This is a genomic window from Streptomyces sp. NPDC006743 (assembly GCF_040703815.1).
In the GTDB taxonomy this organism is placed as follows: Bacteria; Actinomycetota; Actinomycetes; order Streptomycetales; family Streptomycetaceae; genus Streptomyces.
The window spans coordinates 114,588-140,349 of sequence record NZ_JBEYJA010000002.1; the positions used below are offsets into that span (position 1 = coordinate 114,588).

Consider the following 25,762-nt stretch of genomic DNA (forward strand, 5'->3'; position numbering starts at 1 on the left):
AGCGGTGGCGCGGCCCCCGGGCCCGTGAACCGCCGTGTGCCGTCGGCGGACCGGGGCGGTGTCAGCGGTCGCGGTCGAGGTGGGCGAGGACGGCCAGCACGCGCCGGTTGTCGTCGTCGGAGACCTCCAGGCCGAGCTTGGCGAAGATGTTCGAGGTGTGCTTGGCGATGGCCCGTTCGGTGACGACGAGCTGGGCGGCGATCGCCGTGTTCGAACGTCCCTGCGCCATCAGCTCCAGCACTTCCAGCTCACGCGGCGTCAGCCGGGACAGCCGCCGGTCCGGGCCCGCGCGCCGGGCCAGCAACTGCTGGATGACCTGCGGGTCCATGGCCGTACCGCCCGTGGCGACCCGGTGCACCGCGTCCACGAACTGCGCCGCGTCGAACACCCGGTCCTTGAGCAGGTAACCCACCGCGCCGGCGCCGTCGGCCAGCAGCTCGCGCGCGTACAGCTGTTCCACGTGCTGGGAGAGGACCAGCACCGGCAGGCCGGGCCGCTCCCGCCGGGCCGCGAGCGCGCACTGCAGCCCCTCGTCGGTGTGCGTGGGCGGCAGGCGTACGTCGACCACCGCGACGTCCGGCTCCAGTTCGCTCAGCGCGCGGGCCAGCTCGGGGCCGGACCCGACGGCCGCCGCGATCTCGAAGTCATGGGCCTCGAGAAGCCTGACCAGCCCGTCACGCAGCAGGAACAGGTCTTCGGCTAGGACAACGCGCACGGGATCTCCATGGTGACCATGGTGGGGCCGCCCGCGGGACTGCTGACGGCCAGGACGCCGTCGAATGTACCCAGCCGCCGCTCGACGCCGGCCAGACCCGAACCGGCCCCGACGACCGCGCCCCCCTTGCCGTCGTCGGTGACCGTGAGGCGCAGCATGCCGTCGCCGTGGTGCAGGTCGATCCACACGCGCTGCGCGCCGGCGTGCTTGACGGCGTTGGTGAGCACCTCGCTGACGGCGAAGTACGCCGCCGACTCCACCGGGGCGTCGGCCCGGCCCGCCAGGTCGACCGTCACCTCCGTGCCGACGGGCATCCGCAGCGCCAGCGCACGGACCGCGTCGCCCAGACCGCGCTCGGCGAGCACCGGCGGGTGGATGCCGCGCACCAGGTCCCGCAGTTCGGCCAGGGCGTCGGCGGAGTTCTTGCGGGCCTGCGCCAGCAGTTCCTTGGCCCGGCGCGGATCGCGGTCGACGAGCGTCTCCACGGTGCCCAGGTCCATGCCCATCGCGATCAGCCGGGCCTGCGCGCCGTCGTGCAGGTCGCGTTCGATGCGCCGCAGTTCGGCGGCGGAGGTGTCGACGGCGTCGCGGCGGGTCTCGGTGAGCACCCGCACCCGCTCGGCCAGCTCACCGCCCCCGCCGAGCACGGCCCGGGTGAGCCGGAAGTGCCCCTGGAGCAGGAGCGGGGCGAGGTACCAGGCGGCCACCAGGAGGGCGAGTCCGAGGGCGGCCGCGCCGAGGGCGGTGGCCTGCCCCGAGACCGGCACGAACGCGTACCAGTACCCGACGTGGGTTCCGTCGGTGACCGCCCGCCACAGCCCCGCCGCCAGCACGAACCCCTCCAGCGGGTAGAGCACCAGGACGGCGGGCAGCAGCGCGGTCACGAACCCGGCCGTCATGTCGGCCGGCAGCCAGCGCAGGTCCCGCCAGGTCGCCGGGTCGCCGAGCATGGCGGTGGTGCGCCGCCACGGGCCGGCGCCCTCGGGCAGCGGGCGGTAGGCGCGCGGGATCCGTACGCCGGCCCACTCGGCGGCCCGCACCCGCCGCCGGTCGGCGAACCTCCGCACGGCGTCGAGCACCGGCGGTGTGGTGAGGATGCCTATGCCGAGCGGGACCAGGGCGATCGACAGGACCGCCGACACGAACAGCGTGAGCGATCCGGCGAGCGAGGCGACGGCGAGGACGAGTCCCCGCAGCCCCGCCATGACGACCGCCCGCGCCCGCCCGGCCGTGCCCCGGCCGCCCCCGCTGTTCCCGCTCTTCGTCTCCATGCCGTCAGTCTGGCCCGCTCGCCGGGTCCCCGTCACGGGGCCGGCCCCCCCGCACCGGGAGTGTCGCCGGCACCACCCCCCGGCACCCCGCGGACGGCAGAGGCCCGCTGCCCGGCGGGCGGTACCGGCGGCACCTGTCCCGCTGCCGGGGCGGGTGGTACCGGCGGAACCCGCCCCCGCTGCCGGGGCGGGCGCGGTACCGGCGCGGCCTGCCGCCGTGCTACGGCTGCTCCAGGCCCAGGACCTTCGCCTCCACCGCCGGGTCCAGGCCGACCGGGGGGAGGTCCGGGCGCCGCGGGGCGGTGCCGCCGAGGGAGCGCAGCCACTCCCAGGTGTCGGCGACCGTCTCGGCGACCGGACGGCAGCGCAGCCCCGTCGCGACGGCGCGGGAGACGTCGGCGGCGTGCAGGGCGTCGTGCATGTCGCTGCCCGGGGGCACCCACACCGGGAGCTGCGTCCACGGCTCGATGCCCGCGCTGAGGACGGTGCCGGGATCCGTCCAGCGCAGCTCCGCGCGGGCGCCCGTCACCTCCGCGCAGGCCTCCAGCAGCGAGCCCATGGTGGCGTGCCCCTGCGGGCTCATCAGGTTGTACGGCCCGCTCAGCTCCTGCTCCACCGCCCCCAGGATCCACCCGGCGAGGTCGCGCACATCGACGTACTGCAACGGCAGGTCGCGCGGGCCGGGCGCCAGGACGGGACCGCCCCGGGCGATCCGGCCGAGCCACCAGGGCAGCCGGCGCATGTTCTCGTACGGCCCGAGGATCAGTCCCGAGCGCACCAGCACCGCGCGGTCGTCCCCGAACGCGCCGGCCGCCGCCAGTTCGCCGCCCAGCTTGTCCCGGGCGTAGTCGGTCGCGTCCGCGTCCGCGGCGGCGCCCTCCACCAGGGGCGCGTCCTCGGTGTACCCGGCGGGCGGCGCCCAGGCGTACACCGAGCACGTCGACACGTACACGTACCGCCCGGCGCGCCCCCGCAGCAGCCGCGCCGCGTCCTGGACCGGGCGGGGCGCGGCCGACCAGGTGTCGACGACCGCGTCCCACTCGCCGTCGTCGGCGGCGAGGGCGGCCAGCCCGTCGGGCGCGGTGCGGTCGCCGCGCAGCGCCCGCACCCCGGGGACGGGGTCCGGCAGCCGTCCCCGGTTCAGGACCGTCACCTCCCAGCCGCGCCCGACCGCCGCCTCGACGACGGCGCGCCCCGCGAAATCCGAACCACCCAGTACCAGAAGTCTCATACCGGTGACTGTGCCCGGCCGGGCCCCGGGAGGGAACAGGCCTCTGCTGTCGGCAGAGCGGCGGCCCGGCACACCGGGCCGCAGGCCGGCCGGGTTCGACAACCGGTCGGTTCGAGAGCCCGGTCAGGTCAACGGCCGGTCGGCGGGACGTACTTGTAGCCGACCCGGCGCACCGTCCGGATGGCGCCCCGGTGTTCGGCGCCGAGCTTGCGGCGCAGCCGGGCCACGTGGACGTCCACGGTGCGGCCGTCGCCCACGTGGCCGTAGCCCCAGACCGTGGTGACGAGCTGGTCGCGGGTGTGCACGCGGTGCGGGTGCGCCACGAGGTGGGCCAGCAGCTCGAACTCCAGGTAGGTCAGGTCGAGTTCGCGTCCGTCGACGCGGGCGACGCGCCGTACCGGGTCGACCCGGACGAGGGGGGCGCCGGCGTCGGTGTCCGCCGCGTCCGGTACGGGGCCGGGGGCCGGCAGGGCCTGCGGCTGGTCCGGCACGGCCACCGGGGCGAACGGCGGCTGCTGGTCGGCCGGGACGAGCACCAGGTAGCCGACCATCGGCGGACGGCCGGGCAGGGCGGGCAGCGCGTGCGGCGGGGCCGGCAGCCAGGTGGTGCCCGGCGGCAGGAGGTCCGCCACCTCCACGACCTCGTCCCGGTCCACGGCGCGCAGCCGGTGCCGGGCTGCGGGGGGAGCGGGGGAGGGGGAGGCCGGGGCGGCGGGGAGGGCTGCGGTGGTCAGGGAACGAGAGGTCGCCATGAGAGGTCAGCTCTTTCGCGCGAGGAGTTCGTCGGACGAGGCGGCGGCCGCGAGTTCGTGGTCGGGCGCGCCGGGGGACGTACGTCGTTCCGCGCTGGCCGGAGGCCGGGGTGTACGGCTTCAGAGGGCCCGCGCGTTCGTCGCGCGGCAACACACCCGGTCGAAGTCGTGGTGCTGACGGGAAGGCCAGAAGGGCTCGAGGTCATGGCGACCCGTCGCGGTGTGCTTCTGGAAGCTGGCCATGGGTCCATTGAAGCAGACACCGCGCCCGGACAGGACCCTCCTCTCACAGCGTGGACGGTTCCCGGACGGCCGCGAGGGCGCCCACCCGGTGGTGGGCGCCCTCGCGGGAACGTGCGGGCCGGACGCGGCTCGGAGCCGCGGACGGAAGCGGGGCCCGTTTCCGTCCGCGGCTCTCAGACCTGGCCGGCCTTCTCGAGCGCCGTGCAGCAGGTGTCGACGAGCAGCCGCGTCACGACGTACGGGTCGACGTTGGCGTTGGGGCGGCGGTCCTCGATGTAGCCCTTGCCGTCCTTCTCGACCTGCCAGGGGATGCGGACCGAGGCGCCGCGGTCCGAGACGCCGTAGGAGTACTTGTCCCAAGGGGCGGTCTCGTGCAGGCCGGTGAGGCGGTCGTCGATGCCGGCGCCGTAGTTCTTGACGTGGTCCAGCGGCTTGGAACCCTCGCCGAGCGCCTCGCACGCGGTGATGATCGCGTCGTACCCTCCCGGGCCCTCGCGCATGGCCCTGGTGGAGAAGTTGGTGTGCGCGCCGGCGCCGTTCCAGTCGCCCTTGACCGGCTTGGGGTCGAGGGTGGCGGAGACACCGAAGTCCTCGGCCGTGCGGTAGAGCAGCCAGCGCGCCACCCACAGCTGGTCGGCGGCCTGGAGCGGGGCGAGCGGGCCGACCTGGAACTCCCACTGGCCCGGCATGACCTCGGCGTTGATGCCGGAGATGCCCAGGCCCGCCTTCAGGCAGTTGTCCAGGTGGGCCTCGACGATCTCGCGGCCGAAGATCTCGTCGGCGCCGACACCGCAGTAGTAGCCGCCCTGCGGGGCCGGGAAGCCGTTCTCCGGGAAGCCGAGCGGGCGGGCGCCGCTGAAGAAGGTGTACTCCTGCTCGATGCCGAAGACGGGCTCCTGCGCGGCGAACCGCTCGGCCGTTTCGGCGAGCGCGGCCCGGGTGTTGGACGCGTGCGGGGTGAGGTCGATGTCGAGGACCTCGCACAGGACGAGGACGTCGTCGCCGCCGCGGATCGGGTCCGGGCAGGAGAAGACCGGCTTGAGCACGCAGTCGGAGGAGTGCCCCTCGGCCTGGTTGGTGGAGGAACCGTCGAAGCCCCACAGGGGCAGCGCGGCGCCCTTGGCGTCGTCGCCGAGGATCTTCGTCTTGGAACGCAGCTTGGCCGTCGGCTCGGTGCCGTCGATCCAGATGTACTCGGCCTTGAAGCTCACGGGCCCTCATCCTTCGGGGTGTCACGGGCGCACTCGCGGGCGCGGTGGTACGGCCGGCGGCGCTGCGGCACTCGCGCGCCGCGGTGGATGACCGCAGCCTGGCAACGGCCGGTTTCCCGGCCGTTGCCCGAGTGTGAACCCCGCGTTACCGGTGTGACCGGCGGGCGCCCGGCCCCCGCCGCGCCCGGCCCCCGCTGCCCGCCGCACGCTCCCGTGCCCCGCTGCCCGCTGCCCGCTTCCCGTGGCGGGGAGGGGCGGCTCAGCCGCGACCGAGCGCGTCCCGGACGGCCTCCTCCGTCCGGGCCACCAGCGCCGTGCCGTCGTCGGCCGTGATGATCGGGCGCTGGATCAGCTTCGGATGCGCGGCCAGCGCGCCGATCCAGCGGTCGCGCGCCGCGGCGTCCCGCGGCCACTCCCGCAGGCCCAGCTCCTTCGCCTCGGCCTCCTGGGTGCGGGTGATGTCCCACGGTTCGAGACCGAGCCGGTCGAGCACCGCCCGGATCTCGTCCTCGGTCGGTACGTCCTCCAGGTAGCGGCGCACGGTGTACTCGGCGCCCTCGGCGTCGAGCAGGCCGATCGCGCTGCGGCACTTCGAGCAGGCCGGGTTGATCCAGATCTCCATACGGCCACGGTAGCCGTCGCACCCCGCCTGGCGGGACGCGCCCGCGCGCGCCCCTGCGGACGCGCACCGGTCACCGGCGCACCGGTCACCCGGGCCGGGATGCGCGCCGGTCACACCGGCCGGGACGGCACCGAACGCGCGTGCGACACGTCTTCAGGGGTGCCAGTACGGCACATCCTTACGCACTTCAGAGGGAGAACGGCGCGGTGAAGCGGCACACCAGGACGAGCAGGTTCTACGGAGCGCTGGCGGGCACGGCCGCCCTGGCGCTGGCGGCCGGCGGCTGCGGCACGGGCGGCGGCGGGGACACGGGCGCACGGCCCGGCGACGGCGCCGGGTCCACCACCTCGGCGCGGCGCCCCGCGCCCCCGACGGGCTCCGGCCGTGACGCGGCCGGCGTCTCCCCCGCCGCCTGGCACAAGTGGGGGCTCGAGCCCCTGCCCGCCGCCCCGCGGCCGCCGGCCGACAAGCCCGTCAAACTCTCCGCGCACGGAACCGTCCCGGTCCTCACCCACATACCGACCGAGCAGAAGATCGTCTTCGTCACCCTCGACGACGGGCAGGAGAAGGACCCCGCGTTCATCCGCATGATGCGGGACCTGAAGATACCGGTCACGATGTTCCTGATGAACGACGCGGTGAAGTCCGACTACGCGTACTTCAAGCCGCTGCAGGAGATGGGCAACCACATCCAGAACCACACCCTGCACCACCCCGTCATGAACACCCTCCCGCTCTCCCGCCAGAAGCAGGAGATCTGCGGCGACCAGGAGATCCTCACCCGGAAGTACGGCACCGCGCCGCTGCTGTTCCGGCCGCCCTACGGCGCGTACAACGCCGACACCAAGGCCGCGGTGAACGCCTGCGGGCCCCGGGCGATCGTGTGGTGGCGGGAGTCCATGCAGATCCGCAACATGCAGTACCAGACCGCGGACAAGAAACTGCGCCCCGGCGACATCATCCTGGCCCACTTCCGCGGGCCGAGCGAACTCAAGGGCACCAGCATGACGAAGATGTTCGCCAACCTGCTCAGGCGCATCCAGGAGCAGGGGTTCGCCGTGGCCCGGCTGGAGGATTACGTCCAGCCGCCCGCCCGGTGACATGCTGTTCGATTTTCTTCCGCCTCGACAGCCCCGTGCGAACCAGTGCTGACAGGCCACCAATTCCCTTGTTCACCTGGGGATTTGGACATTGCTGACGCCCTCCCGTTGTCAGTGCCCGGCAGTAGAATGGAGGCAGTGTTCGAGGGAGTCACCGGGGGTTCGGACCCCGGTCGGCGCCCGCTCGCGACAGGAGGATGCCTGTGCCCGCTGCCGCACTGAAGCCGAAGCCGAAGCCGTTGCCGACCCAGTCCACCGCGAAGCGTCCCGTCCTGCTCGACCAGCCCTACGCACCCGTGCACAAGCGCCCGTTGCCGCCCGGGCGGCCGCGCGAGTGGTACATCACGCACAACCGGCGCCTGAAGGCGATGCGGCTCGCCATCGCCCTGCTCGACTCCGGTGTCCACCAGCCGGGCCAGGCCCGCGACGAGACGATACGGAGCACCGCCGAACTCATCGGCGTGCATCCGCCGTCGGACACCACCTGCCACATGGTCCGCGCCCTGATGCGCTACGCCCGCTGACCCACCACCGGGTGCCCCGCGCGAACGGGGCGCCCGGCCGTGGCTCGGCGCCCCGCCGCGGCCGGCGCCCGCAGATGACCGGGTCGGGGCAGTGCTCCCGCCTGCGGTACGGGCGCGCCCGCACCGCAGGTGTCCGCACGTCCGCCCCGCCCGCCGGCGGCAGCGTGTCCGCGCGTCGGTGCCTGTGCGCCCCGACCCGCCGGCCGGCCCCAGTGAGCCGGGAGCCGAGTCCACGTGCCCCCGGTCCGCCCCCTCAGACCGCCCCCGCCAGCTCCTTCTCCAGGGGTGTGCGGAAGCGCGGTGTCACCCGCGTCGGGCCCAGCAGGGCGCTCAGGGCCGCCGCCCGCTCGGCGACGGCCGTCTCCGCCTCCCGGCCCACACCGTCCCGGTCCAGGATCCGCCAGACGATCTCCCCGTCCGGGCGCTGCGCCCAGGCGCCGATCACCCGGCCGTTCCACCACACCGTCGGGCCGATGTTGCCGCTCCTGTCGAACAGGGCGGGCCGCAGCTCGGGCGCGAGATACCAGTCGCGTCCCTGCCAGCCCATCGCCGTCGGATCCAGGGCGGGCAGCAGCGCCGCCCAGGGCTCCGGCGGTACGGCCACCGGGTCCGTGTCACCGTCGACCACGTACCCCGTGCCCTCGTCCAGGGAGACCTCCCCGGCGCCCATCGCGGTCAGCGCCCGGCGCACCTCGGTCACCCGCCACCCGGTCCACCACTTCAGGTCGGCCTCCGTCGCCGGGCCGCACGCGGCGAGCCAGCGGCGCAGCAGCTCCCGCTGGGCGTCCGCGACGTCCAGCTCGGGGTGCGGCGGCGCGACGGCCCACCGGAACTGCGAGGAGATCCAGGAACCGACCGGCCGGCCCCGTACCACCTTCCCCTCCACGCCCAGCACCCGCAGCAGCCGGGAGGAGACCGTGTGCACGCCCTCGTAGCTCTTCCCGGCGGAGTGGGCGAACTGTTCGCGCAGGCGCGGCTCGTCCCGGGTCAGTTCGGCGGCCGTGGCCTGGCCGCGCCGGGCCAGCGCCGCCAGCGTGGACTTCTCCACGTCCTGGAGCCAGGCCGCGTCCGGCGCCCCCGCCTTCGCCATGTCCTTGAGCAGCGCGGCCCGGGCCCGGGCGGCGATCGCGATGCCGGTGGAGGCGTGCACCACGGCGGTCAGCTCCGCGGGGAAGACGAACACCGTGTGCCGCATGCCGTGCATGCGCACCAGGGTGCGGTCCTCGTAGAGCGCGCGTTCGGTCACCGCGACCGCCTCCGCCGGGTCCGCCAGCCGCGCGGCCACCCCCAGGTGCACCGTCGCCGGGTCCGAGCCGTGCAGCGCCACCAGGGAGTCCGCCACCTCCTCGGCCCGCGTTGCCCGCGCCCCGCCGGCCAGCCGGTGCCGCAGCCCCAGCCGGGCCCGCCGCTCGGTCACATCGATGTGCCGGTTCCCCATCGCCCCTCCACCGCGCTCGTCCTCCACGGTCATCTTCGCCGACCCCACTGACAACCGGTCCCCCTGCAACCGGCCCCCCTGACAACCGGTCCCTCTGAACCGGCCCCGCTGACCGGCCCCGCGGTCACAGTCCCGGCGCCCCCCACACGGGGAACCAGCGGTTCAGGTCCTGCTCGACACGCAGGTCACCGGCGAGGGCCGCCTTGACCCGGAGCTCCAGGGCGTTGTCGCGGCGCCGGTCCTGGCCGGGCAGCGGGGCGAACGGATAGAAGGTGCCCCGCTTGTACAGGTACACCAGCGCCAGGCGGCGGCCGGCGCCGTCGTCGAAGCCCGCCAGGGAGCACAGGAGCTGGGGGCCGAAGCCGTCGGCCTCCATGGCGCTGTTCACCGCGTGCAGGTCGTTGACCAGGTCGGGCAACTGGTCCGGGGTGCGGCGGGAGACCAGCCAGGAGTAGCCGTAGGAGTCCCGGGTCAGCTCCACCGGCGGGCCGGAGCGGTCGGTGTCCGCGTCCAGCAGGGCCCGGACCTCGCGGTGCGTCTGTTCGAAGGCCGCGCCCTCCACGGTGGCGAAGCACACCGCGCCCCGCCCGGTCGGGGTGAACCCGGCCGCCGCCTGGAGCGTCACCGCCGCGGACGGCAGCGCGAAGAGCTGGTCGAGGTCGGGGAGGGCGGGCCTGGTGCGGCCGAGCAGGGTGTCCCAGAAGCCCATGCTCAGCCCGCCTTCCCCGGCGTCGCGGCCTCGCCCAGCTCGGCGGAGATCCGCCCCAGCTGTTCGAGGCGCTGCTCCAGGGTCGGGTGGGTGGAGAAGAGCCGGGCGAGGCCGGGGTCGGAGCCCAGCGCGGGCGTGAAGTAGAACGCGTTGAAGGCCTGGGCGGTGCGCAGGTCCTCCGAGGGGATCCGGGCGATGGTGCCCGTGACCTTGGTGAGCGCGGAGGCCAGCGCGGAGGGCCGTCCGGTCAGCAGCGCCGCGGCCCGGTCCGCGGCCAGCTCGCGGTAGCGCGACAGCGCCCGGATCAGCAGGAAACTGATCGCGTACACGGCCGCCGACACGCCCATCACCATGGCGAACAGGGCCAGGGTGTTCTGGTCCTTGCGGCCCCGCCCGCCGAAGATCTCCGAGTAGAAGGCGAACCGGACCACCAGCCCCGCGAGCACGCCGAGGAAGGACGCGACCGTGATCACGGCGACGTCCTTGTGGGCCACGTGCGACAGCTCGTGGGCGAGGACGCCCTCCAGTTCGGCGGGCTCCAGGCGCCGCAGCAGGCCCGTGGTCACGCACACCACCGCGTTGTCCGGGTTGCGGCCGGTCGCGAACGCGTTGGGCATGTCCATGTTGGACACGGCGACCACCGGCTTGGGCATGTCCGCGATGGCGCACAGCCGGTCGACCACGGCGTGCAGCTCGGGGAACTCCTCGCGCTCCACCACCCGGCCGTGCATCGCGAACAGCGCGATCCGGTCGGAGAACCAGTACTGGGCGATGAGCACACCGGCCGCGATCACCACGACCAGCACCCACGACTTCAGCAACACGATCAACGCGGCCACGAACGCCACGTACAGCAACCCGAGCAGGAACAGCGTGAGACCCATGCGCACGGTCAGCCGCCGGTCGCTCCCGAAGCGGCTCTGCATCTTGCATCACCCCGCAGTCAGGCACTCGTCCCGCCATCCAGTGTGCACCTGGGAGCGCGCGCGGGACCGGCTGCTCGGGGCTCAGTGCAGCGCGCGGGACCGGCTGCTCGCGGCTTCAGTGCAGCGCGCGGATCCGGGCGTAGCCGATGAGGAGGATCAGGGCGGCGACGCAGCCGAGGACCACGGCCGTGGACGTCCACGAGGAGCGGCGGGGGGTCGCGGGACCGGGGTCGCCGCGGAAGGGGACCGGCCCGGGCGGATTGTCCTTCCAGCGGGCGGCGAGCATCCGGGCCCGCGCGGAGGGCTCCTTGTGCTCGGCGGCGCTCGCCCACCGGTGATCGAACTCACGCTCGAATTCGTCGTGTCCGGACATCCCCGTCACTGCTCCTGCCTCTCGGTGCTCCCCGGCCGCCGTCCGGGCGACGGCTTCCGTCAGTAGGAGACACGGGGGGCGCCGGAAGGTTGCACGACGCCGGGAGAGGCCCGTGACGTGCCGCGACGCGGACCGGGGCGGGCCCGCGGTCCCTCGTTCGGCTCAAGATGCTGAGTCGTCCGGGGGAAGCTAGCCTCGTTGAGTGTGATCGCGCTGCGGCCGCGGCCTTCCGTCACGTTCCCCGAGAAGCTGCACCAGTGGGTGGAAGGAAGGTATTCCATGAAAGCACCACGCGCGAGGCGTCTGTTCGCACTCTCCGCCGCCGGCGTCCTGCTGGCGGGCGGCGCGGCGATCGGCGCGGCGGGCACCGCCTCGGCGGCCACGCCGCAGACCACCTCCGTCACGACCAACCACGGCTGCGGCTGGTGGAGCAGCAACTGCTACGGCCACCGCGGCGACCGCGGCGCCCTCTACGGCCCCGGGTACGGCTACGGCTACGGCTTCGGCTACAACCAGAGTTCCGTCGTCGTGATCGTGCTGTGACGCCGGCCGCCCCCGGCCGGCACCACCAGCGAGAACCGCCCCCCGTGCGTGAGACGCACGGGGGGCGGTTCCACGGCGGCACCGGCACCGGGGCGCCGGGCGGGGTCCGTCACACGTCGAAGTACAGCTCGAACTCGTGCGGGTGCGGACGCAGCTGGAGCGGGGCGATCTCGTTGGCGCGCTTGTAGTCGATCCACGTCTCGATCAGGTCGGGCGTGAACACGTCGCCCTGGAGGAGGAACTCGTGGTCGCGCTCCAGGCGGTCCAGGACGGCGCCGAGGGAGGTCGGGACCTGCGCGACGTTCGCGTGCTCCTCGGGAGCCAGCTCGTAGAGGTCCTTGTCGATCGGCTCGGCCGGCTCGATCTTGTTCTTGATGCCGTCCAGGCCCGCCATCAGCAGGGCCGAGAAGGCCAGGTACGGGTTGCCGGAGGCGTCCGGGGCGCGGAACTCCACGCGCTTGGCCTTCGGGTTCGAACCCGTGATCGGGATACGCATCGCGGCGGAGCGGTTGCGCTGCGAGTACACCAGGTTCACCGGGGCCTCGAAGCCCGGCACCAGACGGTGGTACGAGTTCACCGTCGGGTTGGTGAAGGCCAGCAGCGACGGGGCGTGCTTGAGGATGCCGCCGATGTAGTAGCGGGCGGTGTCCGACAGGCCCGCGTAGCCGGCCTCGTCGTAGAACAGCGGGTCGCCGTTGCTCCACAGCGACTGGTGCACGTGCATGCCCGAGCCGTTGTCACCGAAGATCGGCTTCGGCATGAAGGTCGCCGTCTTGCCGTTCTTCCAGGCCACGTTCTTCACGATGTACTTGAAGAGCTGGAGGTCGTCCGCGGCGGCCAGCAGCGTGTTGAACTTGTAGTTGATCTCGGCCTGGCCGGCGGTGCCCACCTCGTGGTGCTGGCGCTCGACCTTCAGGCCGGACCGCTCCAGCTCCAGGGAGATCTCGGCACGCAGGTCGGCGAAGTGGTCGACCGGCGGGACCGGGAAGTATCCGCCCTTGTAGCGGACCTTGTAGCCGCGGTTGTCCTCCAGCGCACCGGTGTTCCAGGCACCCGCCTCGGAGTCGATGTGGTAGAAGGACTCGTTCTCCGCGGTCCGGAAGCGGACGGAGTCGAAGACGTAGAACTCGGCCTCGGGGCCGAAGAACGCGGTGTCGGCGATCCCGGTGGAGGCCAGGTACGCCTCGGCCTTCTTCGCCACGTTGCGCGGGTCACGGGAGTACTGCTCGCCCGTGATCGGGTCGTGGATGAAGAAGTTGATGTTGAGCGTCTTGTCCCGGCGGAACGGGTCCACGCGCGCGGTGGACAGGTCGGGGCGCAGGGCCATGTCCGACTCGTGAATGGCCTGGAAACCACGGATCGAGGATCCGTCGAAGGCCTGCTCGTCGTCGGGGTCGAACGCCTCGGCGGGCAACGTGAAGTGCTGCATGACGCCCGGCAGGTCGCAGAAGCGGACGTCGACGAACTTGACGTCCTCGTCCGCGATGAACTTCTTGGCCTCGTCGGCGTTCTGGAACATCCAGCTCCTCCTACTCCCGACCGTCCCGCCGGGGTGGTAGATCGTTCGTGCGGCCAGTGCGGTGGCACACGGTGCCTCGACCCTAGGGACGGGTGATTTCCCGGGCGTGACCCATTTGTTTCGCAGAAGTTAACCGGCCCGGGCGGGGTCACGTCGCGGACACCCCGGCCGCCTTCCTCCTTCCAGCCTCGCAGTACCGTGGACGGGTGGACAACAGGCAAGCAGTGGGATCGTGGCTCTCGGGGCCGCGCGCCGCCATGGAAGACGCGGGTGCCGACCTCGGTTACCGGGGCGAGCGGCTGGGGCTGCCCGAGGAAGGACCCGGCTCGATCGCCCGCCCGGGCAGGCGGCTCGGCGCCATCGCCGTCGACTGGGCCCTGTGCATGCTGATCGCATACGGCCTGATCACCCACGGCTACCGGCAGGCCACCGGCAACTGGGCGCTGCTCATCTTCTTCGTGCTCGGCGTCCTCACCGTCGGCACCGTCGGCTGCACCCCCGGCAAACGCCTGCTCGGCCTGCGCGTGGTCGCCCTGCGCACCGGGGGCGTACAGCCGCTGCGCGCCCTGCTGCGCACCGTCCTGCTGTGCGTGGCGATCCCCGCCCTCATCTGGGACCGTGACGGCCGCGGCCTGCACGACCGGCTGGCGGGGACGGTCGAGGTGCGGATGTAGCGTCCACGCGAAGACGCCGTACGTACGACGAGGGGGCGCCCGGAGTGATCCGGGCGCCCCCTCGTCGTACGACGTCTCGGGCCGGCGGGCGGAAGGTCAGCGGGCCTTCGGGCCGCCCCGCGGCATCCGCATGCCCTTGGGCATCGGGCCCTTCGGCAGGGGCATGTTGCTCATCAGGTCGCCCAGGGCGCGCAGCCGGTCGTTGGTGGCGGTGACCTGCGGGCCGGACAGCACGCGGGGGAACTTCAGCATGGTCGTGCGCAGCTTCTTCAGCTCGACCTGGCCCTCGCCGGTACCGACGATCACGTCGTGGACGGGCACGTCCGCGACGATGCGGTTCATCTTCTTCTTCTCGGCGGCGAGCAGCGACTTCACCCGGTTGGGGTTGCCCTCGGCGACCAGGACGATGCCGGCCTTGCCGACCGCGCGGTGCACCACGTCCTGGCTGCGGTTCATGGCGACGGCCGGGGTGGTGGTCCAGCCGCGGCCGACGTTGTCCAGCACCGCGGCCGCGGCGCCGGGCTGGCCCTCCATCTGTCCGAAGGCGGCGCGCTCGGCCCGCCGTCCGAAGACGATCGCCATCGCGAGGAACGCGAGCAGGAAGCCCAGGATGCCCAGGTAGACGGGGTGGCCGATCAAGAAGCCGATCCCGAGAAGGACACCGAAGACGACGATGCCGACGGCCGCGAGTACAAGACCGATCTTCGGGTCGGCCTTGCGGGTCATCTTGTACGTCAGAGCGATCTGCTTCAGTCGCCCCGGGTTGGCAGCCTCGGCTGCGGTTTCCTTCCTCGCCATGCCACGAAGTCTACGTGGCCCCGGGAGTGACCGACGACGCAGTCTCGGCGGGGGAGCGAGCGGTCACAGCACTAGGGAGCCACGGCGGTGAACCGGTCGAGGGCGCGTTCGGCCTCGACGCGGTCCTTGGCGCGGCGGCGGTCCTCCAGGACGGAGGTCCAGGCGTTGCGCCGGGCGGTGCGCTGGCCGCCGCTCATGAGCAGCGACTCGACCGCACGAAGTGCGTCCGTGAAGGACGGGATGGCTGTGGCGCGAACGGGCGCGGCCTGCATGGTGGAGGTCCCCCCTCGTAACGGCTCCGGGTGCGCGTGGTGTGAGTCCAGGGTCACTGACTGGTGTTACCAGGGCGTGACCGACCGGTCAAACAGGGATGAAGGCCGGGCGCCGGGGCCGAACGGGCGACGCGGTCCCCGCCGGCGCCCTCATCTGCGGCGACGGCCGGAACCGCGTCGTACCGGCCACTACTCGGTAGTAGGTTCTTGTGCGGGAATTCACACAGTCCCGGCGGCCGGGCAGGGCACGGCCTGTGACGGGAGGTCAGGCGGTCAGACGGCCTGCGCGGCGACGGCGGCGTCAGCCGGCCGCGGAGCGGCGGCACGCTGTTCGATCGCCATCCCGTACAGCCGCCCGGCACGGTAGGAGGACCGTACCAGCGGTCCGGACATCACGCCCGAGAAACCGATCTGCTCGGCCTCCTCCTTCAGCTCGACGAACTCCTGCGGCTTGACCCAGCGCTCCACCGGGTGGTGGCGCACGCTCGGGCGCAGGTACTGCGTGATGGTGATCAGCTCGCAGCCCGCCTCGTGCAGCTGCTTCAGCGCCTCGCTGACCTCCTCGCGGGTCTCGCCCATGCCGAGGATGAGGTTCGACTTGGTGACCAGGCCGACGTCACGGGCCTCGGTGATCACCTTCAGGGAGCGCTCGTAGCGGAAGCCGGGGCGGATCCGCTTGAAGATCCGCGGGACCGTCTCGACGTTGTGCGCGAAGACCTCCGGGCGGGAGGAGAAGACCTCGGCCAGCTGCTCGGGGACCGCGTTGAAGTCGGGGGCCAGCAGTTCGACCTTCGTACGGCCGCCCTCGCGTCCCGCCGTCTGCGCGTGGATCTGGCGCACGGTCTCGGCGTACAGCCAGGCTCCGCCGTCCTCCAGGTCGTCGCGGGCGACGCCGGTGATGGTGGCGTAGTTCAGGTCCATGGTGACCACGGACTCGCCCACCCGGCGCGGCTCGTCGCGGTCGAGGGCCTCGGGCTTGCCGGTGTCGATCTGGCAGAAGTCGCAGCGCCGGGTGCACTGGTCGCCGCCGATGAGGAAGGTCGCCTCGCGGTCCTCCCAGCACTCGTAGATGTTCGGGCAGCCGGCTTCCTGGCAGACCGTGTGCAGGCCCTCGCTCTTCACGAGGTTCTGCATCTTCGTGTACTCGGGACCCATTTTCGCCCGGGTCTTGATCCACTCGGGCTTGCGCTCGATGGGGGTCTGGCTGTTGCGGACCTCCAGGCGCAGCATCTTGCGTCCGTCGGGTGCGACTGCGGACACGTCGGCTCCCTGTAGCTTCGATTCTTCGGCGTACACCAGGGTACGCCCGTGATTGTTGCGCCCAGTCGGTGAGGGCAACCCCGTACCCCGGGAGATCATTCCCGCCGCCGGCCCGTGCCGGCCCTGGCGGCCCACGCCGTCCGGCGGGCTCCCGTCAGGCGGTCGCCTTCTCGATCACGCGCGGCTTGAGGTCGGCGTTCTCCAGGACGTCCCGCAGGTGGCGCTCGACCACCGGCAGCACCTCCTCGAGGGTGACCTCACGGCCCAGCTCGCCCGCGAGCGAGGCGACGCCGGCGTCGCGGATCCCGCACGGGATGATGCGGTCGAACCACTTCATGTCGGGGTTCACGTTGAACGAGAAGCCGTGCATGGTGACGCCCTTGGCCACGCGGATGCCGATCTGGGCGATCTTGCGGTCCTCGCGGCGCTGACCCGCGTTGGAGGGGGCGTACTCCGGACCGTTCAGACGCGGGTCGAACTCGTCGTCGGTCAGGCGCGGGTCGAAGTCCAGGGACAGCCCGCCGAGCGCGGGCCGCTGCTCGACCGGGTCGCCGAGCACCCACACGCCGCTGCGGCCCTCGACCCGGGTGGTCTCCAGCCCGAAGTCGGCACAGGTGCGGATCAGCGCCTCCTCGAGACGGCGTACGTGCGCGACCACGTCCACCGGCCGGGGCAGCTTCTGGATCGGGTAGCCGACCAGCTGGCCGGGGCCGTGCCAGGTGATCTTGCCGCCGCGGTCCACGTCGATGACGGGCGTGCCGTCGAGCGGGCGCTCGCTGTCCTCCGTGCGCCGGCCGGCCGTGTAGACCGGAGGGTGTTCGAGCAGCAGCACGGTGTCGGGCACCTCGTCCGCGAACCGGGCGGCATGCACCCGGCGCTGCTCGTCCCAGGCCTCCTGGTAGTCCACGGCCTCGGCACCGAATCCCCTGCGGACGAACCGCAACTCACTCACGGCAAGCGCCTCCCTGGAAGGTCGTCAGGCACGTAACGTGCCCACGCCACTGTACGTCCGGCCGTCACGCGTCAGCCGCGCGGGCAATCCTCACACGATCGGATGAATGCGTGCCGAACTCTGCGGTCGGCCGCTCACTCTCCGCTACATTCACGCCGTTCATGAGGCCATAAGGGCTGCTCACAGGCAATCCGGGCACCACGCGGCCGCGTGCAGGCCCGAAAGGCAGGAGACCGCACCGCAGATGACGGAACGACCCGCGCAGCGCACTCCCAACCGCCAGCTCGCCGCGCTCATCGCAGAAGCGGGGTTCTCCAACGCAGGTCTGGCCCGTCGCGTGGACCAGCTCGGCCTCGAACACGGACTGGACCTGAGATACGACAAGACGTCGGTCACCCGCTGGCTGCGCGGCCAGCAGCCGAGGGGCACCACCCCCGCCCTCATCGCGGAGGTCTTCACCCGGCGCCTCGGCCGCCGCCTGACCGCGCAGGACCTCGGCCTCGACGCCTGTGCCCCGGTCTACGCCGGGCTGGAGTTCGCCGCCGCCCCGGAGGAGGCCGTCGACATCGTCAGCGGACTGTGGCGCAAGGACTCCGGGAGCCACGCCGAACTGCGCAAGATCGCCTTCACCCCGGCCGGTCTGGTGGTGCCCAGCCGTGACTGGCTGATCGGCCGGGCCGACGACCGGGTCGCCCGGGCCGCGCCGCCCGCCGCCGCCCGGGTCCCCGCCCAGGGCCGGACCGCCGCCGCACCCCCGCTCGCCGCGCCCGCGCCCGCGCTCGCCGCCGCCGGCCGGCCCGCCCCCGGTGAGCCCGCGTCCGGCCGGCCCGTGTCCGGCGTGCCCCGCCAGCGCGGCCGGGCCGAGCGCCCGCAGAGCGGGCGCGAGCCGGTGCAGCGGGTCACCGCGGGGGACATCGCCGCGCTGCGCTCGGTCGGCGAGCTGTTCCGCGGCATCGACGACATGTACGGCGGCGGACACGCCCGCCAGGCCCTCGTGCGCTATCTGGAACACGAGTGCGAGCCGATGCTGCGCGGCAGCTACGGCGAGCAGACGGGCCGCCGCCTGTTCGCGGCGGCGGCCGACCTCACCCGGCTCGTCGGCTGGACGTCGTACGACATCGCCGCGCACGGACTCGCCCAGCGGTACTTCGTCCAGGCCCTGCGGCTCGCCCAGGCCGCCGGGGACCGGGCCTACGGCGCCTACGTCCTGGTCACCATGAGCCGCCAGGCCGTCTACCTCGCGCACGGGCGGGAGGCCGTCCAGCTGGCGCGGGTGGCCCAGCAGGGGCTCGGCAGCTCGGCGCCGCCCGCCGTGCAGGCGCTGCTGCACACCGCGGAGGCGCGCGGGCACGGGGTGCTCGGCGAGGTGCGGGCCTGCACCGCCTCGCTCGCACGCGCCGAGCGCGCCCTGGAGACGGCCCGGCCCGGCGACGAGGTGCCCTCGTGGGCGCGCTCCTTCGACGAGGCCCAGCTCGCCGGCGAACTCGCCCACTGCCACCGGGACCTGCAGCAGCACCGCGCCGCCGCGCAGCACGCCGAGCGCGCGCTGCAACTGCGCCCGCCGGCCTACGCCCGCAGCCGCCTGTTCTGCCGGGTCGTCCTCGCCACGGCCCGCCTCGCCCTCGGCGACCTGGAACAGGCCTGCCGCCTGGGCGCGGAGGCGGCCGCCCAGGCTGCGGAGATGCGTTCGGTACGGGCCGACGAGTACGTCCGCGACTTCGAACGCCGTCTGGAGCCGTACAAGGACGCGCCGCCGGTCCGGGCCTACCGCGACAAGGTCACGGCCCTCGGCTGACGGGGAGGGGGGCGGGGCCGGGGCCCCGCCCCCGGTGTCAGGCCGCCGCCGCCCGCGGGGCCTGTGTCGCGCGGGGGTCCGCGCTGTGCATCGGGCGGCCGGCGCCCAGGTCGGCCAGGATCGCCGCCGCCGCGCGGTGGGCCGAGTGCAGGGCGCCCTGGAGCGTGCTGGTGTCACGGTGGTCGCCGCAGACGTACAGGCCCGCCAGCAGCCGCACCGGCCGCCGCGCGTCGTGCGGGGGCCGCATCGCCGGTACCGCCTCGGCGGTGTGGTGGACGGCCAGCGTCTCCCAGCGCCCGGTCGCGGTGCCGTACAGGCGGGCCAGATGGCGGCGTACGGCGGTGTCGACGTCGGCCGGCGGCTCGCCCAGGACCGTCGAGGAGACCAGGGCGCGGCCGGCCGGGGCCCGGGACGGGTCGACCCGGCTGATCACCGCCGTGTGCGCGACCGGGCCGCCCCGCTCCGCGTCGAGCAGCAGGTGGCCGCCCGTCAGGGGCGGCTCGTCCGTGGTGTGGTGGACGACCGTGACGGGGTGGAAGTCCGGCACGTGCAGTCCGGGCAGCAGCTCGGCGGCGGTCCGCGCGCCGGTCGCGACCAGCACCGCGTGGCAGCGGATCTCGCCGTGCTCCGCGGTGGTCACCGCGTTGGTGGACACGGAGGTGACGCGGACACCGGTGCGCACGGTGCCCGGCGGCAGCGTGCTCGCGAGCAGTTCCGGCAGCACCTCGGCCCCGCCCTCCGGCAGGCACAGCCGGCCCGTGGCGAAGGCGCGCAGCGCCAGGTCCGCGCACCGGCTGGAGGTGGTGAGGTCCGGGTCGCACAGCAGCGCGGACAGCAGCGGGCGCAGGAAACCGTCGACGGTGCGGGCGGGCAGCCCGCGGTCCGCGAGGGCCTGGCCGGCGGGCAGTTCGGGCCGGGCCATGAGGCGTTCGACCGGGGTGGCGGCGATACGGGCGAGCGCGGCGCGCAGCCGCAGGGGGGTGCCGATGCCGAAGGGCTGGGCGCGGTCGGCCGGTGCCGCGGAGCGGCCGGCGCTCCCCGGTACCGCGAAGCCGGGCCCCGCGGCCTCGTCGGGCAGGGCCGCCGCCGGTGCCGCGCCGGCCCGGGGCCGCAGCGGCGGGACGGCGCGCAGGGCGCGGCCGGCCCGTCCCCCCGGCGCGGCCGGAGAACGGGGGGCGCTCGCCAGGGCGCGCACGGCGTGGAGTGCGCTCCGCGCGCTTCCGCCACCCGCCGGGGCGCCCGCGCGGTGGTGGCGTCCGTCGCTGTGCAGCAGGACCCCCGGCGCGAAGGGCCGCAGCACGAGCGCGTCCAGCCTCGGGCTGCGGCCCAGTTGGGGATAGGACGTGAACAGCAGCTGCCCGATCCGGTCGAGCCGGAAGCCGTCGATCTTCTCCGTCGACATACGGCCGCCCACGCAAGGGGCGGCCTCCAGGACTGCGGTCGTTACTCCTGCGCTGGTGAGCCGGTGCGCGGCGGAGAGCCCGGCGACTCCGGCTCCCACCACCACGACATCCACCTGGTACGCGGGCTCAAGCACGTGCCCCTCCTCGAGGTTGCGCGGCCGGTGGAGCGGTGATGCCCGCGACCGGCTTGAGGAATACCCGAGTTCGGCACGAGGTTAGGGCCGCGTCCGGTCAGGAACAGTCGCGCATCGGCAGGGCACGGTCGCACAACGGTCGCATACGGGCGCGGACTTTCGGAATCCACCGGGATCCGCCGGGATCCACCGGGGTCCACCCGGGTCCATCGAGAAGCGTCACCGGCGGTTCGCCCCATCGGTCGCACACCGCTTGCGCCGGTGGTGGAGAACCGAGGGGTCGGGAACCGGTGGTCACGGCCGTCCCATGCTGCTCGTGCGGCCGTTCGTACGGCGGCTTCCGCCGCTCCTCACAGCGCCGCTCGTACGGCGTCCTCGATTCCCGGGAAGGCGAAGGAGAACCCCGACTCCAGCAGCCGCCGCGGCACCACCCGGGCACTGCCCAGCACGTCCCCGGCCATCTCCCCGAGCGCGGCCCGCAGCACCGGCGCCGGCACCGGGAACAGCGCCGGCCGGTGCAGCACCCGGCCCATCGCCGCGGTGATCTCACGGTTGGTCAGCGGATGCGGAGCGGTCAGGTTGACCGGTCCGGACAGGCTCTCGGTGTCGATGAGGTGGCGCAGCGCCGCCACCTCGTCGTGCAGCGCGATGAACGACCAGTACTGCCGCCCGTCCCCCATCCGGCCGCCCAGACCGGCCCGGAACAGCGGGAACAGCCGCCCCCACGCGCCGCCCTCGCGGGCCACCACCAGCCCCGTCCGCGCGAACACCGTCCGCACGCCCGCCTCCTGCGCGGGGGCCGCGGCCTCCTCCCACTCCACGCACAGCGAGGGCAGGAAGCCGTCCCCGGGCGGCGCGTCCTCGTCGACGGCCCGTTCGCCCGTGTCGCCGTAGAAGCCGATCGCGCTGCCGCCGACGAAGACCCGCGGCGGTGTGCCGAGGGCGGCGACGGCCTCGGCGAGCGCCGCCGTGCCGAGCACCCTGCTGTCCCGCAGCGTCCTCTTGTACGCGTCCGTCCAGCGGTGGTCGCCCACCCCCGCACCCGCCAGGTTGACCACCGCGTCGCACCCGATGAGCCCCGTCGTGTCGACGTACTGCCGCTCCGGGTCCCAGCGGACCTCGTCCGCACCGCGGGCCGGACGGCGCACCAGGCGCACCACCTCGTGCCCGTCCGCGGCCAGGGACCGCACCAGGGCGCTGCCGATCAGACCGGACGCGCCGGCCACCGCGATGCGTGAACGTTCCATGGACCCATCCTGCCCCGCCACGCCCCCTCCGCCCCGCCCGCCACGGAAATACCCCGCGGCAGTACCCCGGCCGCCCCTACAGTGCCCCCATGTCCGACAGTGCCGCCCCCGTGCCCGACAGCGCCCCCATACCCGACAGCGCCGCGCCCCTGCCCGGCAGCGCCGCCCCGCCCGGCGGCGGCCGCGTCCCGCGCATCCGCCGTGCCACGCCCGGCGACGAGGAGGTACTGGCGCGGCTCGACCGGGCGGTCTGGTCCCCGCTGCACTCCGTGCAGCCGCGCCCCGAGGAACCGTACGAGCCGTTCTTCACCGAGCGGTCGGGTCCCGGGCAGCACCTGGTCGCCGAACTCGACGGCCGGCTCGTCGGCTACGTCCGCCTCGGCCGCCCCACCGAACTGGCCGCCAACGCGCACGTCCGCCAGATCCGCGGCCTCGCCGTGGCCGACGGGGCCCGCGGCGCCGGCGTCGGCCGCGCCCTGCTGCGCGCCGCCGTCGAGGAGGCCCGCCGGCTGGGCGCCCGCCGCATCTCCCTGCGCGTCCTCGGCCCCAACACCCCGGCCCGCAGGCTGTACGAGTCGGAGGGCTTCGTCGTGGAGGGGATCCAGCCCGGGGAATTCCTCCTGGACGGTGTCTACGTCGACGACGTCCTCATGGGCCGCCCGCTGTGACCCGCTGAGGCGCGCCCGTCCGCACGCGACCGCGCGTCAGGGGCGGCCGGTGCCGGGTCAGGCTGCCGCCACGGGTCAGGAGGCGACCAGCCGGCCCGTGTCCACGGGCGCCGTGGCGCTCGCCGCCCGCTGCGCGTCCGGTGCCACCTCGGCCGCCGTCAGCGCGTAACCCGTCTCGGCGTCCGAGGTCGAGCGGGCGAACACCATGCCGTACACCCGGCCGCCCGTGGTCAGCAGCGGGCCGCCGGAGTTGCCCGGCCGGACCGTGGAGCGGATCGAGTAGATCTCGCGGGTGACGGTGGCGTCGTTGTAGATGTTCTGGCCGGTGGCCCGGATCCGGTTCGCCACCGTCGCCGCCTGCAGGTTCAGCCCGCCGTCCTGCGGATAGCCCGCGACCACGGCCGCGTCGCCGCGCCCGGCGGTGTCGTCGAAGCGCAGCACGGGAGCGCGCAGCCCGGGGACGTAGAGCACGGCCACGTCCCGGTCGGGGTCGAAGAGGACCACCCGCGCCGCGTACGAATGCCCGACGCCGCCGATCTGCACGTAGGGGCTGTCGATGCCCGCGACCACGTGCGCGTTGGTCATCACGTGCTGCCGCGCGTACACGAAGCCGCTGCCCTCGCGGCCCTGGTTGCCCGAGGAACCCTCGATCTTGACCGTGCTGAGCCGGGCGGCGCTCGTCGCGCTCGCCGTCACGCTGTCGCCGGAGGGGCGGGCGACGCCCGCCGCCGGCTCGTTCTCGAACGGGTTGAAGACCTGCGGGAATCCCGCCTCGGTCAGTGCGGAGGTGGCCCGCGAGAACCAGGCCGGGGTGGTGTCCGGCATCGCGTCCTGGACGGTGCCGAGCAGCGTGGAGTCCCGTATCGCCGAGGTCACCGCGGGGGAGGAGGAGGCGCCCAGGACGCTCGCCGCGACCCAGGCCACGATCAGCACCGCCACCGAGTTGGCGGCGGCACCGCCGATGCCGTCGGCCACGCGCAGCGGGCCGCGGCCGGCCCGGTCCAGCTCGCGCCGCAGCCGCAGCGCGAGGCGCCCGGCCAGTTCGTGCCCCACGACCGCGGGCACCAGGACGGTCAGCACGGCGGCGACGGTGGCCGCCGTCGTCCCGCGGGTGACCAGGTCCATCACCCACGGCAGCACCCACACGCCGACGACGGCGCCGCCCACGAAACCGGCCAGCGAGACACAGCCGGCCACCAGTCCGCGCCGGTAGCCGGACGCCGCGTACAGCACGATCACCAGCAACAGCACGAGGTCGAGCAGGTCCACGCATGCCGCCTTTCTCTCGGACCCGGATACGCGCGGGACGGGCCCGGTGATCAGCGTGATCGGACACGCACGTGGGTCCGGGAACCGGCCACGTGTACGTGTACCCACAGAAACGCCCCGGACCAGGACGATGGTTCCACCAGGTGGCACAGCACACATCGCGGACGGGGCGGATGGGGGTGAGGGTGAGGTCATGCGTGGAGTGGGGAAGGAAGGGCGCGCCGCCCTGCGCCCGTGGGGCCCGAAGCGGCGGCGCGCCCCGTGGCGGCGGACGCGGCGGCCCCGGTGGACGCCGTGCACCGGACGGTCGCCGTCGACACCGTCGACACCGTGGACGCGGTGGGCCCGGCCCGGCCGGCCGGCCTGGGCGGATCAGCCGGCCGGTCCGGATCAGCCGGCCCGGGCGGATCGGCCGACGGGTCCGGGGCGGCCCGTCAGTGCGGCCCGGCCGGAGCGGCGGCGACCGCGGGACCGTTGGGACGGGACCGCCCAGGAACCGCGGAGTGTCCTGGCGGTACGCCGCCGCACCCGGCTGCTGCGGCGCGCCCTCGTCGCGCTGCTGTGCCTCCTGCCGGTGGCCGGCGCCGTCGGCGCGCTGCTGCTGGGCGCACGGGACGCCGGGCGTACCGTCACCGAGCGGGCGCCGGCGGGAGCACACGCACAGGACGCGGGCCCGTGGGCCGGGCAGACGGTGACACCCGGCCCGGCCGCCCTCGCGCACCACGCGCCCCGGCCGCGCATCATGTCCCGGTCGGTCTGGCTGGACGCCACCGCGCGGCACGTGCAGCCGCCCCCGCGCTACGACGACAAGGTCGTCGCGGTGTTCGTCCACCACACCGACTCGCCCAACGGTTACTCCTGCGCCGACAGCCCGAGCATCATCCGCCACCTCTACGCGGGGCAGACCGGCGCCCGGAAGTGGGACGACATCGGCTACAACTTCCTCGTCGACCGCTGCGGCACGATCTACGAGGGCCGCGCCGGCGGCGTCGAACGAGCCGTCACCGGCGCCCACACCCAGGGCTTCAACCACCGCACGGCCGGTGTCGCGGCCATCGGCACCTTCACGGCGGGCACGCCCGTGCCCCGCGCCCTGACCGACGCGATCGCCGCGCTGGCCGCCTGGAAGCTCGGTCTGGCCGGAGTCGACCCGCGCGGCAGCGTCACCCTGGTCTCCAGCAACAAGCTCGCCCGCTACCCCGTGGGCACCGCCGCGCTGCTCCCGGCGCTCGCCGGCCACACCGACGGCTTCCGCACCAACTGCCCCGGCGCGGCGCTGACCGTCCGCCTCCCCGCGATCCGCGAGACGGCGGCCCGGTTGCAGGGCCGGCGCTGAGACCGGCGGGCTGCGGGCCCCGGCGCTGAGACCGGGTTGCACGCCCCGTCCGCGTCAGTCGTGGAACCGGCCCCACAGCCGCGGATAGCGCTCGGCCAGTGCGTCGTCGTCCTCGAACTCGACCGGGGTGCCCTCCGGTTCGGCCGGCGCGGGCGGGATGCCGAGGTCGGGGGCGACCGTTCCGGTGAGCTGCTCGTAGGCCTCGTCCGCCGCGTACCCCAGTTCCTCGCCGTCGCCGTCGATCTCCTCGTCGAAGTCGTCGAGCAGTTCGGCGAGCGAGTCCGGGTCGTGCAGGGCACCCTCGAACACCTCCCGGCCCTGGCCGATCAGCCAGCACCGGAAGTAGTCGAAGGCGTCGTCGCTCGCCCCGTCCAGCAGCACCCACGCGGCGCCCCACAGATCCCAGCGGTACGCGCGGTTGTAGCGGGACTCGAAGTGACGGGCGAAGTCGAGAACCTGCTCCGGATCGAACCCGAGCAGCCGCTCCACGAGCAGATCGGCCTGCTCCTCGGGATCCCCCTCGGCGGCCCCGCGCGTCGCGTCGATCAGCTCCCAGAACTCCGTCTCGTCCATCACGGGTTCAAGCATCGGTCCTCGCACCGCCCCCCGCACGCGGAGTGCGGCGGATCGTTGCACGTCCTACACCCTCCGCCCCGCGAGGGACCGCCGGGCGCCCTTCGCGGCGGCCCGCCGCCCCGCACCGCGCACCGGGGCCCGGCTTCCGCACCGCGCACCGGCGGCCCGCCGCCCCGCACCGCGCACCGGGGCCCGCCCCCT

Annotated in this window: 27 protein-coding genes; 7 read left to right on the top strand and 20 right to left on the bottom strand. The window is 73.9% G+C overall.

Features of this window, described 5'->3' with window-relative positions:
• Positions 1–61: 61 nt before the first annotated feature.
• From ABZ719_RS02005 to ABZ719_RS02035, 7 genes are all read right to left on the bottom strand, one after another.
• On the bottom strand, positions 62–715 hold the full coding sequence (locus ABZ719_RS02005) for a response regulator transcription factor (RefSeq protein ID WP_366723317.1): 654 nt from the start codon (positions 713–715) through the stop codon (positions 62–64).
• Complete coding sequence (locus ABZ719_RS02010) at positions 700–1,986, bottom strand: sensor domain-containing protein (RefSeq protein ID WP_366723318.1); 1,287 nt, start codon at positions 1,984–1,986, stop codon at positions 700–702. The genes ABZ719_RS02005 and ABZ719_RS02010 overlap by 16 nt, the downstream gene beginning before the upstream one ends.
• Positions 1,987–2,206: 220 nt before the next feature.
• Positions 2,207–3,217: an NAD-dependent epimerase/dehydratase family protein gene (locus tag ABZ719_RS02015; protein WP_366723319.1), complete on the bottom strand. Its 1,011-nt coding sequence runs from the start codon at positions 3,215–3,217 to the stop codon at positions 2,207–2,209.
• Between the two features lie 128 nt (positions 3,218–3,345).
• On the bottom strand, positions 3,346–3,969 hold the full coding sequence (locus ABZ719_RS02020; protein WP_366723320.1) for a winged helix-turn-helix domain-containing protein: 624 nt from the start codon (positions 3,967–3,969) through the stop codon (positions 3,346–3,348).
• 120 nt (positions 3,970–4,089) lie between these two features.
• On the bottom strand, positions 4,090–4,212 hold the full coding sequence (locus ABZ719_RS02025) for a hypothetical protein (protein ID WP_267883406.1): 123 nt from the start codon (positions 4,210–4,212) through the stop codon (positions 4,090–4,092).
• 173 nt (positions 4,213–4,385) lie between these two features.
• A complete protein-coding gene (gene glnII, locus ABZ719_RS02030) occupies positions 4,386–5,423 on the bottom strand; it encodes a glutamine synthetase (protein WP_366723321.1) in 1,038 nt (345 codons plus the stop codon).
• Positions 5,424–5,682: 259 nt separating this feature from the next.
• Positions 5,683–6,045, bottom strand: a complete 363-nt coding sequence (locus tag ABZ719_RS02035) for an arsenate reductase family protein (RefSeq protein ID WP_366723322.1) — start codon at positions 6,043–6,045, stop codon at positions 5,683–5,685.
• Positions 6,046–6,251: 206 nt separating this feature from the next.
• Between ABZ719_RS02035 and ABZ719_RS02040 the strand changes: the two genes are divergently transcribed.
• Both ABZ719_RS02040 and ABZ719_RS02045 read left to right on the top strand, forming a co-directional pair.
• Complete coding sequence (locus ABZ719_RS02040) at positions 6,252–7,145, top strand: polysaccharide deacetylase family protein (protein ID WP_366723323.1); 894 nt, start codon at positions 6,252–6,254, stop codon at positions 7,143–7,145.
• Between the two features lie 203 nt (positions 7,146–7,348).
• Positions 7,349–7,669, top strand: coding sequence for a hypothetical protein (locus tag ABZ719_RS02045; protein ID WP_366723324.1), 321 nt, complete (start codon positions 7,349–7,351; stop codon positions 7,667–7,669).
• A gap of 253 nt (positions 7,670–7,922) precedes the next feature.
• On the opposite strand, the gene ABZ719_RS02050 is transcribed toward ABZ719_RS02045, so the two are convergent.
• The 4 genes from ABZ719_RS02050 to ABZ719_RS02065 form a co-directional block, all read right to left on the bottom strand.
• Complete coding sequence (locus tag ABZ719_RS02050) at positions 7,923–9,107, bottom strand: winged helix DNA-binding domain-containing protein (RefSeq protein WP_366723325.1); 1,185 nt, start codon at positions 9,105–9,107, stop codon at positions 7,923–7,925.
• Between the two features lie 124 nt (positions 9,108–9,231).
• Positions 9,232–9,816 carry a hypothetical protein gene (locus tag ABZ719_RS02055; protein WP_366723326.1) on the bottom strand — a complete coding sequence of 195 codons (585 nt, stop codon included), beginning with the start codon at positions 9,814–9,816 and terminating at the stop codon, positions 9,232–9,234.
• Between the two features lie 2 nt (positions 9,817–9,818).
• On the bottom strand, positions 9,819–10,742 hold the full coding sequence (gene htpX, locus ABZ719_RS02060) for a zinc metalloprotease HtpX (protein ID WP_366723327.1): 924 nt from the start codon (positions 10,740–10,742) through the stop codon (positions 9,819–9,821).
• A 115-nt stretch (positions 10,743–10,857) separates the two neighbouring features.
• Positions 10,858–11,115 (bottom strand): hypothetical protein, encoded by a 258-nt coding sequence (locus tag ABZ719_RS02065; RefSeq protein ID WP_366723328.1) that lies wholly within the window; start codon positions 11,113–11,115, stop codon positions 10,858–10,860.
• Positions 11,116–11,394: 279 nt separating this feature from the next.
• Between ABZ719_RS02065 and ABZ719_RS02070 the strand changes: the two genes are divergently transcribed.
• Entirely contained in the window at positions 11,395–11,658 is a 264-nt protein-coding gene (locus ABZ719_RS02070; protein WP_366723329.1) for a hypothetical protein, read from the top strand.
• A 109-nt stretch (positions 11,659–11,767) separates the two neighbouring features.
• Here the strand turns inward: ABZ719_RS02070 and glnA are convergent, their stop codons facing one another.
• Positions 11,768–13,177, bottom strand: coding sequence for a type I glutamate--ammonia ligase (gene glnA / locus ABZ719_RS02075; RefSeq protein ID WP_037855814.1), 1,410 nt, complete (start codon positions 13,175–13,177; stop codon positions 11,768–11,770).
• Between the two features lie 206 nt (positions 13,178–13,383).
• Between glnA and ABZ719_RS02080 the strand changes: the two genes are divergently transcribed.
• A complete protein-coding gene (locus tag ABZ719_RS02080) occupies positions 13,384–13,851 on the top strand; it encodes an RDD family protein (protein WP_037855815.1) in 468 nt (155 codons plus the stop codon).
• A gap of 96 nt (positions 13,852–13,947) precedes the next feature.
• Here the strand turns inward: ABZ719_RS02080 and ABZ719_RS02085 are convergent, their stop codons facing one another.
• The 4 genes from ABZ719_RS02085 to lipB form a co-directional block, all read right to left on the bottom strand.
• Positions 13,948–14,649: a DUF4191 domain-containing protein gene (locus ABZ719_RS02085; RefSeq protein WP_366723330.1), complete on the bottom strand. Its 702-nt coding sequence runs from the start codon at positions 14,647–14,649 to the stop codon at positions 13,948–13,950.
• Between the two features lie 71 nt (positions 14,650–14,720).
• Positions 14,721–14,921, bottom strand: coding sequence for a hypothetical protein (locus tag ABZ719_RS02090; protein ID WP_366723331.1), 201 nt, complete (start codon positions 14,919–14,921; stop codon positions 14,721–14,723).
• 273 nt (positions 14,922–15,194) lie between these two features.
• Positions 15,195–16,181, bottom strand: a complete 987-nt coding sequence (gene lipA / locus ABZ719_RS02095) for a lipoyl synthase (RefSeq protein WP_366723332.1) — start codon at positions 16,179–16,181, stop codon at positions 15,195–15,197.
• Between the two features lie 154 nt (positions 16,182–16,335).
• Positions 16,336–17,133 carry a lipoyl(octanoyl) transferase LipB gene (gene lipB, locus ABZ719_RS02100; RefSeq protein ID WP_366723333.1) on the bottom strand — a complete coding sequence of 266 codons (798 nt, stop codon included), beginning with the start codon at positions 17,131–17,133 and terminating at the stop codon, positions 16,336–16,338.
• A gap of 244 nt (positions 17,134–17,377) precedes the next feature.
• Here lipB and ABZ719_RS02105 point away from each other — a divergent pair, with 244 nt between their 5' ends.
• Entirely contained in the window at positions 17,378–18,928 is a 1,551-nt protein-coding gene (locus tag ABZ719_RS02105; protein WP_366723334.1) for a regulator, read from the top strand.
• Between the two features lie 37 nt (positions 18,929–18,965).
• Here the strand turns inward: ABZ719_RS02105 and ABZ719_RS02110 are convergent, their stop codons facing one another.
• Both ABZ719_RS02110 and ABZ719_RS02115 read right to left on the bottom strand, forming a co-directional pair.
• Positions 18,966–20,465 carry an NAD(P)/FAD-dependent oxidoreductase gene (locus ABZ719_RS02110; RefSeq protein WP_366723335.1) on the bottom strand — a complete coding sequence of 500 codons (1,500 nt, stop codon included), beginning with the start codon at positions 20,463–20,465 and terminating at the stop codon, positions 18,966–18,968.
• A 350-nt stretch (positions 20,466–20,815) separates the two neighbouring features.
• Positions 20,816–21,712, bottom strand: coding sequence for a TIGR01777 family oxidoreductase (locus ABZ719_RS02115; RefSeq protein ID WP_366723336.1), 897 nt, complete (start codon positions 21,710–21,712; stop codon positions 20,816–20,818).
• 89 nt (positions 21,713–21,801) lie between these two features.
• Here ABZ719_RS02115 and ABZ719_RS02120 point away from each other — a divergent pair, with 89 nt between their 5' ends.
• Positions 21,802–22,380 (top strand): GNAT family N-acetyltransferase, encoded by a 579-nt coding sequence (locus ABZ719_RS02120; protein ID WP_366723337.1) that lies wholly within the window; start codon positions 21,802–21,804, stop codon positions 22,378–22,380.
• Positions 22,381–22,455: 75 nt separating this feature from the next.
• On the opposite strand, the gene ABZ719_RS02125 is transcribed toward ABZ719_RS02120, so the two are convergent.
• Entirely contained in the window at positions 22,456–23,649 is a 1,194-nt protein-coding gene (locus ABZ719_RS02125; RefSeq protein WP_366723338.1) for a MarP family serine protease, read from the bottom strand.
• Between the two features lie 574 nt (positions 23,650–24,223).
• Between ABZ719_RS02125 and ABZ719_RS02130 the strand changes: the two genes are divergently transcribed.
• On the top strand, positions 24,224–24,985 hold the full coding sequence (locus ABZ719_RS02130) for a peptidoglycan recognition protein (protein ID WP_366723339.1): 762 nt from the start codon (positions 24,224–24,226) through the stop codon (positions 24,983–24,985).
• A 54-nt stretch (positions 24,986–25,039) separates the two neighbouring features.
• Here ABZ719_RS02130 and ABZ719_RS02135 read toward each other — a convergent pair whose 3' ends face one another.
• Positions 25,040–25,558, bottom strand: coding sequence for a DUF4240 domain-containing protein (locus ABZ719_RS02135; RefSeq protein ID WP_366723498.1), 519 nt, complete (start codon positions 25,556–25,558; stop codon positions 25,040–25,042).
• Positions 25,559–25,762 lie beyond the last annotated feature (204 nt).